The organism is Vibrio sp. Hal054 (assembly GCF_037162405.1).
GTDB classification, from domain to species: domain Bacteria; phylum Pseudomonadota; class Gammaproteobacteria; order Enterobacterales; family Vibrionaceae; genus Vibrio; species Vibrio diazotrophicus.
The window spans coordinates 3,134,550-3,151,030 of record NZ_JARLUT010000001.1 but is presented as its reverse complement, the minus strand read 5'-3'; the positions used below and the strand labels follow the sequence as shown (position 1 = coordinate 3,151,030).

At 43.7% G+C, this 16,481-nt stretch carries 16 protein-coding genes and 1 pseudogene; 12 read left to right on the top strand and 5 right to left on the bottom strand.

The genetic code is table 11. The features are described 5' to 3' along the window. The first annotated feature begins 43 nt into the window (after positions 1 to 43). The gene (locus tag P4S58_RS14700; protein WP_102963001.1) at positions 44 to 2,527 is read left to right on the top strand and encodes a bifunctional diguanylate cyclase/phosphodiesterase; all 2,484 of its coding nucleotides are present in this window, start codon (positions 44 to 46) and stop codon (positions 2,525 to 2,527) included. A gap of 40 nt (positions 2,528 to 2,567) precedes the next feature. Here the strand turns inward: P4S58_RS14700 and P4S58_RS14695 are convergent, their stop codons facing one another. Together P4S58_RS14695 and P4S58_RS14690 are read right to left on the bottom strand one after the other, a co-directional pair. Next, on the bottom strand, positions 2,568 to 3,185 hold the full coding sequence (locus P4S58_RS14695; RefSeq protein ID WP_102963000.1) for a tRNA-uridine aminocarboxypropyltransferase: 618 nt from the start codon (positions 3,183 to 3,185) through the stop codon (positions 2,568 to 2,570). 8 nt (positions 3,186 to 3,193) lie between these two features. Further along, complete coding sequence (locus P4S58_RS14690; protein WP_102962999.1) at positions 3,194 to 4,228, bottom strand: COG3650 family protein; 1,035 nt, start codon at positions 4,226 to 4,228, stop codon at positions 3,194 to 3,196. Positions 4,229 to 4,267: 39 nt separating this feature from the next. On the opposite strand from P4S58_RS14690, the gene P4S58_RS14685 reads away from it, so the two are divergent. After that, positions 4,268 to 4,741, top strand: a complete 474-nt coding sequence (locus P4S58_RS14685; protein ID WP_102962998.1) for an EVE domain-containing protein — start codon at positions 4,268 to 4,270, stop codon at positions 4,739 to 4,741. Positions 4,742 to 4,826: 85 nt separating this feature from the next. On the opposite strand, the gene P4S58_RS14680 is transcribed toward P4S58_RS14685, so the two are convergent. After that, positions 4,827 to 5,654 carry a Cof-type HAD-IIB family hydrolase gene (locus P4S58_RS14680; RefSeq protein ID WP_102962997.1) on the bottom strand — a complete coding sequence of 276 codons (828 nt, stop codon included), beginning with the start codon at positions 5,652 to 5,654 and terminating at the stop codon, positions 4,827 to 4,829. Between the two features lie 138 nt (positions 5,655 to 5,792). Then, positions 5,793 to 6,794: an alpha/beta fold hydrolase gene (locus tag P4S58_RS14675; RefSeq protein ID WP_102962996.1), complete on the bottom strand. Its 1,002-nt coding sequence runs from the start codon at positions 6,792 to 6,794 to the stop codon at positions 5,793 to 5,795. A 273-nt stretch (positions 6,795 to 7,067) separates the two neighbouring features. Between P4S58_RS14675 and P4S58_RS14670 the strand changes: the two genes are divergently transcribed. The 6 genes from P4S58_RS14670 to P4S58_RS14645 all read left to right on the top strand — a co-directional run bounded on the left by P4S58_RS14670 (position 7,068) and on the right by P4S58_RS14645 (position 12,883). Beyond that, on the top strand, positions 7,068 to 8,294 hold the full coding sequence (locus P4S58_RS14670; protein WP_102962995.1) for an EAL and HDOD domain-containing protein: 1,227 nt from the start codon (positions 7,068 to 7,070) through the stop codon (positions 8,292 to 8,294). Positions 8,295 to 8,452: 158 nt separating this feature from the next. Further along, the gene (locus P4S58_RS14665; protein WP_102962994.1) at positions 8,453 to 8,791 is read left to right on the top strand and encodes a metalloregulator ArsR/SmtB family transcription factor; all 339 of its coding nucleotides are present in this window, start codon (positions 8,453 to 8,455) and stop codon (positions 8,789 to 8,791) included. Between the two features lie 82 nt (positions 8,792 to 8,873). Next, the gene (locus P4S58_RS14660; protein WP_042488023.1) at positions 8,874 to 9,878 is read left to right on the top strand and encodes an ArsJ-associated glyceraldehyde-3-phosphate dehydrogenase; all 1,005 of its coding nucleotides are present in this window, start codon (positions 8,874 to 8,876) and stop codon (positions 9,876 to 9,878) included. Then, positions 9,878 to 10,390 (top strand): cyclin-dependent kinase inhibitor 3 family protein, encoded by a 513-nt coding sequence (locus P4S58_RS14655; protein ID WP_102962993.1) that lies wholly within the window; start codon positions 9,878 to 9,880, stop codon positions 10,388 to 10,390. The genes P4S58_RS14660 and P4S58_RS14655 overlap by 1 nt, the downstream gene beginning before the upstream one ends. Positions 10,391 to 10,439: 49 nt before the next feature. Beyond that, a complete protein-coding gene (gene arsJ / locus P4S58_RS14650; protein WP_102962992.1) occupies positions 10,440 to 11,663 on the top strand; it encodes an organoarsenical effux MFS transporter ArsJ in 1,224 nt (407 codons plus the stop codon). Between the two features lie 206 nt (positions 11,664 to 11,869). Then, on the top strand, positions 11,870 to 12,883 hold the full coding sequence (locus P4S58_RS14645; protein WP_102962991.1) for an acyltransferase: 1,014 nt from the start codon (positions 11,870 to 11,872) through the stop codon (positions 12,881 to 12,883). 39 nt (positions 12,884 to 12,922) lie between these two features. On the opposite strand, the pseudogene P4S58_RS14640 reads toward P4S58_RS14645, so the two are convergent. Further along, positions 12,923 to 13,251 (bottom strand): annotated as a pseudogene (locus P4S58_RS14640) (DUF2500 domain-containing protein). A gap of 234 nt (positions 13,252 to 13,485) precedes the next feature. On the opposite strand from P4S58_RS14640, the gene P4S58_RS14635 reads away from it, so the two are divergent. The 4 genes from P4S58_RS14635 (at position 13,486) to P4S58_RS14620 (ending at position 16,436) form a co-directional block, all read left to right on the top strand. Continuing rightward, the gene (locus tag P4S58_RS14635) at positions 13,486 to 13,854 is read left to right on the top strand and encodes a DUF4145 domain-containing protein (protein ID WP_102962989.1); all 369 of its coding nucleotides are present in this window, start codon (positions 13,486 to 13,488) and stop codon (positions 13,852 to 13,854) included. A gap of 895 nt (positions 13,855 to 14,749) precedes the next feature. Beyond that, positions 14,750 to 15,394 (top strand): lysoplasmalogenase, encoded by a 645-nt coding sequence (locus tag P4S58_RS14630; RefSeq protein WP_180980134.1) that lies wholly within the window; start codon positions 14,750 to 14,752, stop codon positions 15,392 to 15,394. 83 nt (positions 15,395 to 15,477) lie between these two features. Further along, positions 15,478 to 15,714, top strand: a complete 237-nt coding sequence (locus P4S58_RS14625) for a YecH family metal-binding protein (RefSeq protein ID WP_081878745.1) — start codon at positions 15,478 to 15,480, stop codon at positions 15,712 to 15,714. Positions 15,715 to 15,848: 134 nt separating this feature from the next. Beyond that, positions 15,849 to 16,436, top strand: coding sequence for a YhgN family NAAT transporter (locus P4S58_RS14620; RefSeq protein WP_042488042.1), 588 nt, complete (start codon positions 15,849 to 15,851; stop codon positions 16,434 to 16,436). Positions 16,437 to 16,481 lie beyond the last annotated feature (45 nt).

Genomic DNA, 16,481 nt, shown 5'->3' with positions numbered 1-16,481 from the left:
TTTGATGTGAATCTTTCTCCATTAGTCGGGCTAGCCAACGTTCATGTTCACGTCATCGCTATTAATCACTGCTGAACAATCTGTAAAGAGTGTTGTTGATGAAAATGCTGTTACTCATGATGGCATTACACTTATTCAGCTATTTTCAAGTCAGCCACCAAGCGAAGTGGTTGAAATCGCTAACCAACTTTTGGATGTATATCCCAACGCTCATATTATTGGTATGAGCTCATCAAATGTGATTCACCAAGGCTCGATTCACAAAAATGCCACTTTGCTCGTCTTTACCCATTTCAAGAACGTGTCACTCAGTTCGGCGGTGGTGAACTACACCGACCATTTGCTTGCCGATAGCTCTAATTTTGCCCAGAAACTGAATTTGCAAAGTAATTCCAAAGCGATTATCTGCTTTGCCAGTCGTATGGAGTTTGCTCGACAGGAGAGAATTACTCAATTCAGCCAGTTTTCGCCAGTTCCTATTTTTGGTGGTGCTTCAAGTCGGACTGATGGTGGCCGATGGGTTCTTTTAGGTAACGAATTTTTCGAAAATGCCATTGTTGGCGTGGCATTCCATAGTGACACTTTGCATCTGACCAGTGAGTGTTACACAGAGTGGAATCCTATAGGACGACAATTAACGGTAACTAAAGCCACGGGGCGCAACTTACAAAGTTTAGATGGTGAGTCTGTTCATACTGTTTATGACCGCTATTTGGGTGATTCTAAATCTGTACCTTTAGAATTACTGCAACATTTTCCTTTGATTAAAGGTGAAAGTAAGAAACAGGATGTTTATTTGCCGTTAAGCTTCTCTGAAAACGGCATTTTGTTAAACCGTGAGCTAAAGGTAGGCGATAAAGTTCGTTTTTGTTTTGATCATCCTTCATTAACTCTTGGGCAAGTTCAGCTTGGTGCTGAGCGTTTACAGAAATTTCAACCTGATCAAATATTTGTCTATAACTGCTTGTCTCGTCTTGAGTTTATGCATGGAAATACAGAGCTTATCCCATTACAGGAAGTGGCTAATTGTTACGGCTGTTACTGCGCAGGTGAGCTGATTCGCACAGGTGAACATCAACAAATGTTGCACCACAGTTTGACGTTTTTGGCTTTGAGAGAAGGTGAGGCGCAGATCAGTGCTGAGACCCCTGCTGAAGAAAGGCAAGGTCATAACGTTATCGCTCCGTTATTTAGTCTTATTCGTAATGCTTTAGCTGATGTAGACAGGATGAATCGTAATCTGGAGAAGAAGATTCAGACACAGGCATCATTACTCACTGCCAGTTATCGAGTCGATAAACGCACAGGATTACCGAACAGAGAAGTTTTGCATGAACGTTTGGCATTGATGGGAAATAACGATCATTTGATCACATTGAAGTTAACCAACTTTAGCCTTATTAACGAGAAATACGGTTACCAAGTGGGTGATAAACTGCTGCAAGATCTCAGTGACCATTTTCAGCAGTATATGAATAAAATGCTGGCGGGGCGCAGTAACTTATACGCCATTGGGGTGGGTGAGTGGGCATGCGTGTTCCGCAGTGATTTTGATAGCGAATATATCCACCAGCAATTTTCAATGTTTGTTGAGCAGTTAGAAAATTTCAACTTTGAGCCTTATGGTTTGCCAGAGGTGGATTACTTATCAGTATCGCTTTGTGCCGGCTTTATTAGTCGCCGAGACTTTCCTAATTTAGGAAAAGATGAGCTCTTGCTACGTTCAATTGAAGCGCGCCGATTTGCGCAGAATCAGAATCGCCATTTCTACTGTGCCAGTGATTTACGAACCCGAGATCAGGTTCGGCAGGAGCAGTTAAGCTGGCTCTCATGTGTGAGCAGAGCTGTGCTTGGAAAGAATGTACAGGTATTTGCGCAGCCGATAGTAAAAGCTAAAACTCATGAGTTGTCGTCTTATGAATGCTTAGTTCGTATCGAAGACAACGGTGAAATCATACTACCGGGGCGCTTCCTTCCTATTGTGGAAGGGACACATCTATATTCGCGCTTAAGCCGTCAGATGATATCTCGTACTTTTGAACTCATGCATTCTCGCAGTGAGTCGTTTTCTATCAATTTGTCGCCACAAGATTTTATGAGTGACAAAACGCTTCGTCATTTAGAAGACGCAATCCAGAAATTGGCTGACCCAACCAGAGTCGGTCTGGAAGTGTTAGAAACGGAGCAAATCAAAGATTACGGGCACATGATTGAAGTGTGTAATCATTTCCGCTCTCTGGGGGCTTCAATCATTGTCGATGACTTTGGATGCGGTTATTCCAATATTGACGAGATTGTGAAGTTAGAACCTCAAATAATTAAGCTCGACGGTAGCCTGATTCGTAATATCGATAAAGACGTCAAGCAACGCAAAATTGCCCAGCAGCTTGTCAGGCTATGTCAGGTGCTCGATGCAAAAACGGTTGCCGAGTTTGTTCACAATGAAGAGGTTTGCCGAATCAGTGAGGATATGGGTATTGATTACTTACAAGGTTTCTATCTTGGTCAGCCAAGCCGTCTAACCTAGTTTTCTCGCCTTACAAGCGGACATTGCTTACCAGCAGACATTAATAAACATGCCCGCTTTTATCCGCCTGATAAACCTTACTGAAATGGGCGAGGAAATGATTGAGTTTTTCTGCATCACTAAGGTTTCCGCTTATCGCCAAAATTTCGCTGGCAACCTCTAGTGTACACAGGTGTCCTTCGCTTTGATTACGCCTCAGCTGGTAGTTTGATACCTGACTTGGGGTAAGGTGGACTCTTGGAACATCATCCAGCCACGGGCTTTTGCGCTCCATTTTCTTCGCTTCCTGCCAGGTTCCGTCAAGAATAATAAAATGCGCGTTCTTACCGTGTTGTTTGGCGGTTTCTAACGCCACATCTAAAGGAATGCTCTCTTCACTGGGGTACACCAGAAAAGAGAGGTATTCACTGTTGCTAATTCTTGCAACAAGCGATCGGTTTTCTTCCACTCGGCTCCATTTGAACTCTTGGCACAAAGGCAGAGCTTCAAGCAGCCATTTTCCTGTGTTGGTTTCCCGCAGATACTCATTTTCATGCATCAGCAGAGACAATGGCATGTCGCTGTCCAACGTCGGGATGTTTTGGCAGACGCATTGCAAACGCAATCCGCATTTGGGGCACGCACAGTTTGAAGCTTGAGACACTAAATCTAACGACATACTTTGAATTACTCGGTTGTGCTTTTGGCTGAAAACAGAACTAAGCCACCGTTCGCAATCGGATAGACGATGTTGCCCACCCGTTCTTTCTCAGAAATAAGCTGCTTATCTTGCTTGGTGAAAATTCGCTCGGATACCAAGTATTGCTGCTGGTGGTGAGTCATCACCACTTGTACTTGTGTTTGATTCAGTTGTTGCCAATAGCCTTTTTCAACTATAGCGGGATCGCCATTGCTATAAGTGTATTCAGTGGTTGCTGTGTGGTCGCTGCTCAGCGTGAGGGTGACACTAAAGTCGGTGTTTTGTGTCGAGCTGGCGAAGTACTCTCCTGTCCATGATAGTGTCGGATCACTGTTGCCTAATGTTGCACAGCCTTTGTAGCTGCGATTGGCCAAGGTGAGGTTGGAAGACCAACCGTATAAACTGTCGCTCATGCCATCAGAACAGGTTTGACGTACAAGAGTAAGTTGACCGCCTTTGAACTGGTAATGGCGTGTGGCCGGTGAAATTTCACTGCCTTTTAACGTGGTGACCTGTGGTTCTTCACCCATCGGCTGGAAAGTTAATTTGTCTTTACCCAGCTTAATGTTCCAGTTTGGTTCAGTACCGAACGCGGTAGTGGGAGAACTTGGCCGTTGGCAGCGCTTAGGGTTTTCTGCACTGATGATATTGATGTTCTCTACCACAAATTTCGCACTGTAGTCGCCTTTGTAGCTGGTTTTGCTCGGTGGTGTTAAATGACCAATCAGTTCACCGTACATCGCCTGATAAGGTGAATGAGAAAGCTTCATTGTTTGCTGCACTAAAGAGGCAGGCATATCGAGCAAGAATTGCTGGTTGCTGCCACAAGGTGTGAACGTCCGTGTGTCACTGCCAATCACAACTTCTCCGCGCACGATGAAAGTCTGAGGCTTGACGCTGGAAGGCTGATCTAAACTGGCTTTTACGTTATCTTGCATAGACTCAGGCGCAGATGACGTTGTTGAACAAGCTTGTAAAAGACAAGCCGATAAAATGGCAATTGGGGTAATCAGCACCTTCATGGTTGCTTTTCCTCATGGCAAAAACGAACGGATTTCATTATGGCATATTGGTTATTCAAAACTGAACCAGACACCTTTTCTATTGATACTTTACGCATCCAACAAGTTTCCTGCTGGGAAGGGGTGAGAAATTACCAAGCGAGAAACATGTTACGTGATGACATCAGAATTGGCGATTTAGTTCTAATTTATCATTCATCTTGCAAAAATGTCGGTGTCGCAGGGATTGCCAAAGTCGTGCGTGAAGCCTATCCAGACCATTTTGCATTCGACCCTGAAAGTGATTATTTCGATGCAAAGTCGAGCCCGGAAAATCCACGCTGGGTTATGGTGGATGTGGAATTTGTACGTAAGACAAAACGTGTGATTCCACTTGGTGTACTAAAGGCTATGCCTGAGCTTAGTGAGTTAGCGTTAGTGAAAAAAGGCAACCGCTTGTCGATCATGCCAGTGTCAGAGCAAGAGTGGCAGGCAATTTTCAGTAAAGAAGAGTTGGGTAACTCTGCACGCTAAAAAAACAGGCAGCGTGTGCTGCCTGATTAAAGAGTAGGGGGACTCTTTAAAAAACGGTTTGTACTCTTTCAGGATGGCCTGTCAGTTAAAACAGGTGTTCGTGAAGGTAATGCGCGACAGCGTCATCCGCATGGCTGCCAATCACTTCGATTTCTGGCAGCGCTTTGATGACTTTCTCATGAGCGGTACTCATCACCAGACCTTTTCCAGCCATTGATAGCATCTCTACATCGTTCATGCCGTCACCAAATGCGATACAGTTATCCAACGTCAGATTCAAAGATTCAGCCACCGCTTTAAGCGCGTCACCTTTAGAAACGCCAGAGCCCATCACTTCCAAGCAATAAGGAGTAGAGAAGGCGACGTTCACTTGACCTGCGAATTTTTCGTTAATCAGATTCTCATAAACAACCAGCATTTCATGGTTGTGGTCTTCATTAGTGAAGAAGACTTTTGCAATACCGTCGGTAGGAGCGTTATTGATATCAAACAGCTGATAATGGAAGCCAGATTCGTTGTGATAAGCGTGTAAAGCTTCATCTTCACGGCTCATCATCCAAGTATCGTTGCGGTAGATATGAGTGATAACTCGCTTATCTTCTTTAACTAAATCAATGATCGCTTGTACTAAATCCTGAGGTACGTTTTTGCTGTACATCTCAGCATCGTTTTGATCGTGAACGCGAGCACCGTTAGAGGTAATCATATAAGCTGGGATACCTGCGATTTCGCGAATACCCGCGACATCAACATGGTGACGTCCTGTTGCAAAAATAAAAGTGAAGCCTTTTGCATGCAGCTCTTTTAGCGTTTTCTTCGAGAAAGCACTGAGCTTGTGATCCGGCGCCAATAGGGTGCCATCCAGATCAGAAGCCACGATTTTGATTGGGTTTTCGTTACTTACTACGCTCATGTCTCTCTCTTAACTACGTCATTAATTGCCGTTCATTGGACTTAAGTGTATGCCAAAAAGGATCGAAAAAAGAGGGAAAACCTTTTTATCCGTCATTTCCCTATTTGTTCTCAGACAAGATTGCTGCTTATAGCCAACTTAATCAGCGGCTTTTACTGCGTTGGAGAAATGCTTCAGTACTGCATCCAATGCCTGATTGCGGAATTCATCTTTCTCAAAAAGAATTTCGTGTTTTGCATCAAGAATCATCAACAGCTCGCTGTCCGGGTTGGTCTTGGCCAATCGGGCGATAAACTTTATCTGTGCGGCATTACTGACGATGGTATCTTTGCCACCTTGCAGCACTAATGTCGGAATGGTGATCTGCCTTGTGAGCTGTATGCACTGCTTAGTTGCCATTAAGCTTTGCCATACCCAGCGAGTGCTTGGCCCTCCCAGTTTCAGTTCAGGCTTCTGCTCATATAATTCACGGAACCAGCGATAGCGGACTTCACACTGAGTCAGAGGGTTATCCTCAAAAGGTTTTGGATAGTAGTCTGTATAACCGGGTGCATAGGTTGGCTTGCTGGCCGTTGCGGTTAACACCTGAGTCAGGGTGATGGCTATTGGACGAATCTGCCATGGAACGTTAATACCGAACATCGGAGCACTAAAAGCGACGGCATCAAAAGGATGCTGCGGATGTGTTTGTAGATATCGTGCGCTCACTGCGCCGCCCATCGAGTGAGCAAGCACAAAGCGCTGTTGATAATGGTTGAGGTTAAAGTGCTTAACCAGATCGTTCATATCTGTAAGATAATGCTCAAATTCATCCACATATCCCATTTGCTTGTTGTCAATTAAACGAGCAGATAAGCCTTGGCCGCGATGGTCAAAAGAATAAATGTCATAGCCTTGCTGGAAGAGATCGTAAAACAGTTCTTGGTATTTCCAACAGGATTCAATTCTGCCATTCACGACCACTATCGCTTTGCTGTGCTCTTGGGATGTGATTTTGCACCAGTAAAGTTGTTTTCTATCAAATGATTGCAGAAATCCTTCTTGTCGCTGTTCCCACAATGCTTTGATTTCATTTTCGATACGTTGGGAAAAGTTTGACTCTTGCGTATAAGAGTGACAGGTTGTATTTTTTTGGCTCATAATTTACGTGCTAGAAAGCCGTCGTGGCTGAAATTGAATGTTAAGAATAAGGGAGTTAGGCGGAAATGCAATCGATCTGCCTACTTGCTTTTAGACCGATTGATGTTATTTTTGTTGTCCTCGTGGAGAGTAAAAATTAAGCAGTCGTAGTGAGTTGTTCACTGATCGTATAGAGTTGAATTGCCTTGGCCATTTACTTCTATAGTTATGAGTGTAATTGCAAATGTTGAGCACTCAATAGAGCTTAATTGAACTGTATTCGTTGAAGGTAATATGTACACCACTTATGTAGCACGACAGCCGATATTAAATTCGAAACGACACACTCTAGGGTATGAGTTGTTGTTTCGTGACGGCGAGCAAAATAGTTTCCCTCAGCATGTGGATGCTGATCGTGCTACTTATCGTCTGATTGTTGAAAACTTTCTTTCGATTGGGATCAATCCTGCGATTGATAACTCTCGTTGCTTTATCAACTTCCCTTATAACAGCCTGATACGTAGGTTGCCACTGACTCTTCCTAAGCAAAAAATAGTGATTGAAGTACTGGAAACTTGCCGTCCAACGGATGAGCTTCTGGAAGCAATTATTGAACTGAATAACGAAGGTTATTTAATTGCACTGGATGACTTTGTCTATTCGCCTGAGTGGGAAAGATTTCTGCCTTACGTGCAAATTATTAAGCTCGATATTATGGCGATGGGGATTGATGCTGCTTGTGCGATGGTGAAAAAACAACTCGCCAGAGGCAGCAGAAAACGCTATCTCGCGGAAAGAGTTGAGACGGAAGATGAGTTCCGTGCAGCGCGAGAGGCAGGCTTCCGATTTTTCCAAGGCTATTTTTTCAGTAAGCCTGAAATCATCAAGCAACGTTATGTGAGCCCAAAACACATTGTGGCTATGCAGCTTTTCCAAGAAGTGTGTAAACCGCATGTCGACTTTGTACGAGTGGAAAAGCTGGTGGCTAAAGATGTCGCGCTTTCTTATAAGCTACTCTGTTTTGTCAACAGCATAACGGAACGCATTGAGGTACCTATTTCTTCGTTTCGTCAGGCCTTGGTTTATCTTGGTCAGGACCGACTCAAGATCTTCGTATCACTGGCGGTTGCTTCTTATATTTCCAATCATAAACCTAAAGAACTGTATAACCTGTCGTTGCAGCGAGCGCAGTTCTGTCAACTCACCGCTACCCGCCGCAAGTTTGATGAACACAAAGATCAAGCTTTTCTAATCGGCTTATTCTCGGTGCTGGATGCGATGCTAGATATCTCTCTTGACGTTATTGTTGAACAATTGCCACTGACAGAGTCTGTTAAAGAAGCGTTGAATAAGCGATTAGGACCATTTGGAGAGTTGCTAAATCTCGAAGAATGCTTTGAAAAAGCAGACTGGCAAGGTGTGCAGGATTACTGCGAGTTACTCGGGCTTTCATATGAAGATGTGGCACGAGATCTCAACGAAGCACAGCGTTGGAGCCAAGAGACAAGTAGCTTGGTATAAGCCGAAGTATAAGTAATCCTTCCAACTAGCTAGTAGACAGCGAAATTTCCCCTGTAGTTTGGGTTAGATGAATTTTTGATGACAGTAACGGCACGCGCATTGACGCGTGCTTTTTTATATCTAATATATTCACATATCCGTATATATGGGAGATAGCTATGTTACCTCATCAGTTTTTTAAACTACTTGCAGATGAAACTCGAATGAGATGTTTACTGCTAATCGCAAGAGAACAAAGGTTGTGCGTGTGTGAGTTAACGCATGCGCTTGATGAAAGCCAGCCTAAAATTTCTCGTCATCTTGCCCAGCTGCGTCAGTCGGGTGTTTTGACTGACGAACGTCAAGGGCAGTGGGTGTACTACAAGGTTTCTGATCAGTTACCTGGGTGGCTGAACAAGATTATCGATGGTTTGAAGCATTCAAACTGTTTACAGCAGCAATACAGTGTCGATACGCAACGTTTGAGAGATATGACAGACAGACCGTCTTGCTGCTAACGAATTGTTCCACATGCGCTTCTTATTAAAAGAACCGCTTGCTGCAAAAGCTTTTTAATTTCAGATATTAGGGAAACAGAGAATGACAATTAAAGTGGGTATTAACGGCTTTGGTCGTATTGGTCGATTAGCGATGCGTGCTGCGTACGATTGGCCTGAGTTAGAGTTCGTACAAATTAACGATGTGGCAGGTGATGCCACCACACTGGCGCATTTGTTGGAATTCGATTCTATCCAAGGTCGCTGGCACCATGAAGTTGCCGCAGAAGGCAATGAAATCGTCATTGCTGGAAAGCGCATCAAAACGACTCAGGAGCGCGATATCGCTGCGATTGACTGGTCTGGTTGTGATGTGGTGATTGAATCGACAGGTGTTCACCGTAAGACTTCATTCCTCAACAAGTATCTTGAGCAGGGTGTAAAGCGTGTAGTTGTCTCAGCACCTGTGAAAGAAGAAGGTATCGCCAATATTGTTGTGGGTGTCAATGACCACATTTTTGACCCAGCACAGCATCGTATTGTGACGGCGGCTTCTTGTACCACAAACTGTATTGCACCAGTGGTAAAAGTGATTCATGAGAAATTAGGTATCGAGCAATCTTCTTTCACCACCATTCACGATTTAACCAACACTCAAACTATCCTTGATGCGCCGCATAAAGATCTACGTCGTGCACGCGCATGTGGCATGAGTTTGATTCCAACCACAACAGGTAGTGCAACCGCTATCGTGGAAATTTTCCCTGAACTGGCAGGCAAAATTAATGGCCACGCAGTACGTGTTCCACTAGCGAACGCATCGCTGACGGACATCATTTTCGATGTGAAACGTGATACCACAGCGGAAGAAGTTAATGCTCTGCTAAAAGAAGCCTCTGAAGGTGAGTTAAAAGGCATTCTAGGTTTTGAAGAGAAGCCGTTAGTGTCTATCGACTATCGTGGTGACCAGCGTTCAACCATCGTTGATGCTCTATCGACTATGGTTGTTGGGACGCGCATGGTGAAAATCTATGCTTGGTATGACAATGAGATGGGCTACGCAACCCGTACGGCAGAACTCGTTCGTAAAGTAGGGGAGGCACAATAATGTCTAATTCAACCAAGGTTCACCCTACTTGGGAGCTCGCTGTTGACTCATCAGCGTTAGTATTGATGCCTTGTCCGGGCACCAAAGAGCTGGGTTTAGCGGAAAGTATTCAGCAGCTAAAAGAAAGCGGTGTGAAAGCGATTGTCACTGCCATTACCCGTGAAGAGATGCATGAAAAACACGTTGAAGAGCTTGGCGTTATCGCGCAAGCCAATGGTATCTCTTGGATTCACCTGCCGATTGAAGACGATGCGGTGCCTGATGATAGGTTTGCTGAGCATTGGCCAACCGTAAGTCCACAGCTTCGCAATCTGCTCAAAAAAGGCGATAAAGTTGCGCTGCATTGTATGGGGGGGTCTGGCCGTACAGGATTATTAGCGGCGCATCTGTTGCTGGATATGAACTGGGAACTGGAAACCATTATTTCTCAAGTTCAAGCGCTACGTCCGGGTGCGTTCACCAAGCCCGAGCAACGTGAATATGTTGAACACGTCGCGGCTGTGATCAGCTAATCAAGCTTTGGGATCATCATGATCCCAAATCTCCCTTTGGATCAGTATTATGTTGAAAGTGATTTCAAATTTGGATTCATCGATCCGCCAATACATGTTAGTGACGTTCAATTACTGGAACTTCACTCTCACGGATGGCGCATTGAGAATGCTGGTGGTGTTGTATTTCCATCAGTTGGGTTATGGGACCTTAGCCATAGCTTCTTTGTTCTTGTTTTATGAGTTCTTCGGCGTTGTGACCAATCTGATTGGCGGCTGGTTAGGTGCAAGGCTTGGCCTGAACAGAACGATGAATATTGGCCTTGCGATGCAAATCATCGCGCTGGTTATGCTGGCTGTTCCTCCGGCTTGGTTGACGATCCCATGGGTAATGGCTGCTCAGGCGATGTCTGGTATCGCAAAAGACCTCAACAAAATGAGCGCGAAAAGTGCGATTAAGACTCTGGTGCCTGATGAGCAACAGGGGGCTCTGTATCGTTGGATTGCAATATTAACTGGGTCAAAAAATGCGTTAAAAGGGTTAGGCTTTTTCCTTGGCGGCTTGTTGTTAACAGCGGTTGGCTTTAAAGGTGCGGTACTGCTGATGGCTGCAGTTTTGACACTTGTGCTGATTGGTAGCTTGTTAGGGCTTAAACAGGAGCTGGGTAAAGCGAAGAACAAACCCAAGTTCTCTGAGATTTTTTCTAAGTCTCCGGCTGTGAATATTCTTTCTGCGGCTCGAATGTTTCTTTTTGGTGCTCGTGACGTTTGGTTTGTGGTTGCTCTGCCGGTCTATCTGGGAACGGTGTTCGAGTGGGATCACCTCTGGGTGGGCGGTTTCCTAGCCTTGTGGGTGATTGGTTACGGTATTGTGCAAAGCCAAGCACCAAGAATTACGGGCAAGGCGCAAGGGCGAGTTCCTGATGGGCATGCTGCGTTTCGTTGGGCTTTAGGGTTAAGTATCGTAACGGCGGCTGTGGCGTTGGGTATCAGCCAAAACTGGCATCCTCAATGGGTGATCGTGATTGGTTTAATGTTGTTTGGCGCTGTATTCGCGGTAAACTCATCGCTTCATTCCTATTTAATTGTCAGCTACGCCAAAGGAGACGGTGTCTCTCTTGATGTCGGCTTCTACTACATGGCTAATGCGATGGGACGACTGATTGGGACCATATTGTCTGGTTATCTCTTTCAGGTGAGTGGTTTAGCCGCCTGTTTATGGGTGTCATTAGCCTTTTTAATTGTGACCAGCATCATCTCATTGCGTTTACCAAGACTTAGCAGTGAGCATTAAATTCGTGCACCGAAGTGAGTTCTAACACTAAGCCCTCCGATGAGGGCTTTTTTTACGTCTAATTTCTCTGTTTGTTTATTCCCTGATATTCAATCAGTGTAATGTTGACTAAGGTTTACCACTGACTGACGTATTATTTTAATTGTGCTTTATAGTTGTAAATGAAAAATGGTTTCGAGTGCAGATTGATAAGAGAGAATCATTGAATGACAAAACGAGTAATATTTTTTGATTTAATGCGCTGTGTGGCTGCGGTGGCGGTGATTGCGATTCATGTTCTAGCCCCTTATCGGGAGCTACAGAACTCGATTCCTTATGGTGAGTGGCTTACGGCTGTTACGGTTAACGGCATGACTCGTTGGGCTGTACCTGTGTTTATTTTGATCTCAGGTGCTTTGATGCTGAGTGATACGCGTCCTTTTGATTTTGGTTATTACGTTAAAAGACGTCTTGGAAAGGTACTCGTTCCTTTTATTGCTTGGTCTGTCTTCTATGCCTACCTTTCTGGCTGGAGTTCTGCTGGCTTCGATTCTGCGTTAGCAGTGGAAGTACTGCAAAATAGCCCGCACCATGAGACGTATTACCATCTGGGCTTTTTCTACTATTTCATCCCGCTTTATTTTGTTATTCCTGTGCTGCAATGGTTGATGAAACGAACGGATGACACGGCTTGGTATGTCTATCTTGGGATGTGGCTAATCACCACAACGTTATTCCTGTTCCACATTGATGGCCCTTGGAGCTATGAGATTTGGCTCTATACAGGCTATTTACCGCTTGGATATCTGCTTTATAAGAAGCTTCCGATTAATCCAGTAACGGTCGGGTTAGCGGTTGTTTTAGGTGGTGTTTCTTTCTACTTTACGGTGAATTCGGTAGTTGAGCTCAGTCTCGCAACTGGTGAGTACAGTGTCGGTCGCTGGTTCTCATACAAAACGCTTAATGTAGTGGTGGCGGCTAGTATGGTTTTCGTGTTGTGCCGTGCTGTTGGAGAATCATTATCAGAAGGTGCGAAGAAAGTGGTGAGCGTAATCAGCCAGCATAGTTTGGGTATTTATCTGCTTCACCCAATTTTCCTTTGGCCAATGAAAGAGTTTGGTTGGCATCAGGGGCATCCAGCATGGGTAATACCACTATGGATAATCATTAGCGGTGCAGGTGCGCTGGCTACTAGCTGGTTATTGTCACAGTCGTCGAAGACTCGCTGGTTGTTACCTTAGTGAAGACCACTTGGCTTATTTAATAACACTGATGACTCGTTAACGTTGTAAAGAAAAGTGGATGAACTGAGTTCCTCGATAGGTGAGTATGCCTTTGTCACCAGGATTTAGAGCGTGAAAGTAGTGCGCTCCCACTTGGAACTCTCGTTTTGGACCCAAGCGGCCTTTTTGCACGTAGATCCAAAATTCTTGATCATCTTCTCCGATGAAAGGATTGTCTACCGCGATGGACTGCTTATCGAGAATGGTGACTTGAGCTTGTTTCTCTGGTGCGTTTTCACCTTGCATATGGCGTCGGTAGAAGCGAGAAAAAGTAAGAGCGCCACTACAAGCAGCATGATGAGTGTTGCAAGTAAAGTAATCTGCATAGTGACTCCTAGAGCAAAATGATGGTTTCATTTTACGTATTAGTTTGATTTTTCGTGTTACGTAACGTTATAAAAGGGATATAGCGCGTTGATTGGTCTTATTTTTTCGGCGCACTTCACATTTTGTTAATTGGCTTTGCCAATACTTAAAGTGAGATACGTATAAATAGAAGAGCCCATAAGTGAAAGTCGAAGAATCAGTACATTGATGGCGATTTTAAAAGGAGAACTTCGATGTCGGACATAGAACAAGTTGTTCTTCGTACTCGAAAGTTAGAAAGATTGCTGCGCGAACAGTATCACGCGCGAGGCAAAGGACTGCATCAACTGATCAGCAGTTGTGAAGAGCGTTTACCCCATGATGTTATCGCGAAACTGCGTTTTGTCGCGACAATTCGCAACAAAGTCGTGCATGAAGACCGCTATAAGCTTGAAGACCGCAGAGCATTTCTAGCTGTGTGTAATGAGTGTGAAAAAGAGCTCACACCTCGCAGTAGTCGTTTTGTATGGGGAATTGTAATTTCATTAGTCATGTTCATGACTGTGACGGCTCTCGTTTTCTACTACATACATTGGGAAGAGCTAAGTAAACACATTCAGTAGCTGCGAAACGTTTAACAATTTGAAAATAAAAAAGGACGCAATTGCGTCCTTTTTTATTTGTATAACATTGGGTTAGTACATCATTGGCAGTGTCATCAAGCCAACGATAACTGCGATCATTACCAAACCTTGTTTTTGAGATGAAGAAATCATAACACTGCTCCTTTTCTGCCTATTCACCTGTGGAATTAGATTAACACTGTTTTAATGGCTTGATCAACATATTCTTTTCTAATGGCTTAAAATAATAACTTTAACTGGTCACATTTGCTCTATTTTGGTGATGTTTACGTGTATTTTTGGTGCGTTCATTTAATCACCCTTGTGGCTTTTTATTGCTCTGTTTGGTTTTAAGTGTATGAAAATTATGTTTTTAAATGTGTTTTAATAGTGTTCTATTTCGCTTTTTTGATTGTGAAGGTGAGTTGGTCTGGTTTGGTCTTGTTAAGTTGATTTTATTGTTGTTTGTCCTGAAATGGTTTCCTTTGTTGATATCTTTTCTCATTAATTTTCTTTCTCACGGGAGATATTATCCATTATTGGCTGCTAATTTTGTTTTTTGTCATTAGCTCGTTTGTGTTTTGTGTTTTTTGGATTCTTTCTTCATAAGATATTGTAATTTAATTGATTATTTTAATTATTTATTCTTTTGTTTTGAAAAAGCAAACGTTTGGCTTTTTGTTTTATTGTGATTATGTAGGGGTGGGTGTGGCTAGCCTTTGTTATTGGTTTAACTTTAGTGTTTAATGCATTTTTATTGGTGTGTTTAGGCGTTTTTAATGGGTAGCAGAGGAAAGTTGATGGCAATGAATCATAATCAAGATCCAATTTTTGTCTTTCATTTCTGGACATCCGATCTAACCTCTCTACACTGGCGGCAGATTGTTAATGAGGTATAGGCATGTTGGGCTGGATTTCGGCTTTAATATCTGGATTTATCAGCATATCTGCGTTTGAAAGCAATAAAGCGAAGCTGGCGGTGGTGTTCAATACACTGTGTTTAGGTTCGCTATCGTTGATGCTGTTGTTATCGATAATAGGTAATCAGCAAAATGATTGGTCGGTAGCATCCTTATGGATTCTTGCCGGTTTGGTCGTTTCTGTGGTTGCAGATATTTATAGAATTCAGCAAAAGCAGGCTAAAGCTTGTTTTAGCGCTTTTCTCGTTGTACAGCTCTTTTATAGCAAAGCGTTTTGGATACAACTTACCGGGCCGATGATCTGGTGGTTACCTGCTTTGCTCATTGCCGCAAGTATTGTGGCGTTTTTCCTCTTGCTACCTCAAATCGATACTCTTATTTTTCCTGTAACCATTATGGGAATGATGTTACTCCAGATGACATGGGCATCAGGGGAAGTTTGGATTACCACTCCAACACACGCATCTTTGCTCGGTTTTATCGGTAGCTTAAGTTTTATCGTTTCGACAATCATTCTCGCTATCCATGATTATCGCCAGCCTTTGCGCTATGGAAAAACTTTAATCGGTGGAAGTTATCTACTCGCCCAAGCGCTGATCGCTGCTTCAGTTGTTATTTAAGGCTGTTTTAAATCAACGTCACGATTGAATAACAGCGATAAGCTAAGACGCCTTTTGTTCAAAAACTCAATAGGAGAGTCAAAGTGGAACAACACATTCATGCTCATAAAATTTTGAATCAGTTGAAGGTACAGCCTATGACTGAAGAGCAACTGCGTCAGTTTATTGCTGCTGAATTCGGCACCCAAGTGCTTTTCCGTACCTGTAAACTTTCCGGCATGGATACAGATACTGTGCTTGAGTTCTTTCAGGCCAAGCAAAAAGTAATCATTAAAGATGGTGTTTGGCACTTAAATCTGGCAGAGATTTGTCAGCATTAATTTGTGACTAGTGTGCTGACCGTGTCTATTAGTTGTGCTAGTTTTTTCGTGCTTCAGGCTACGATTGTTGCTAATCGTAAAATCTGAAGTACGTTGATATACTGCGCCATTATGCTTATTGACACTGAGACACTATGGACATCCTATCTGCCGCAACCTTGTTATTTCTCATCATGGATCCATTGGGCAATCTGCCTATCTTCTTATCGATCCTAAAACACATTGATGCCAAGCGCAGACGTATTGTTCTGATTCGGGAGATGCTGTTCGCTCTCGCGATTTTGATGCTGTTCTTGTTCGCTGGTCAGTCAATCATGGACTTCCTGCATGTCCAGCCTGAAACACTGAGTATTTCTGGCGGCATTATTCTTTTCATCATCGCGATTAAGATGATTTTCCCTAGTGCAGGCAGTATTACGGGCTTAGCTGCAGGCGAAGAACCTTTTATTGTGCCTTTAGCTATTCCTTTGATTGCGGGACCAACCGTGATTGCGACTCTACTGTTACTCTCTAGTCAAAACCCGACGCAGCTGTTAGAGCTGTCTGCGGCCGTCATGATTGCCTGGACGGGAACTTCCGTGATTCTGATGTTTAATGGATTCTTCCATAAAATTCTGGGAGAGCGTGGTTTGAAAGCGGTTGAGAGGCTGATGGGGTTATTGCTGGTGATGATTTCTACGCAGATGTTCCTCGACGGTATCAAAAGCTACGTTGGTCTTTAGTCTGTTATTCAAAATTGGGCTACGCAATAGTCAAAAAGTCAAAAA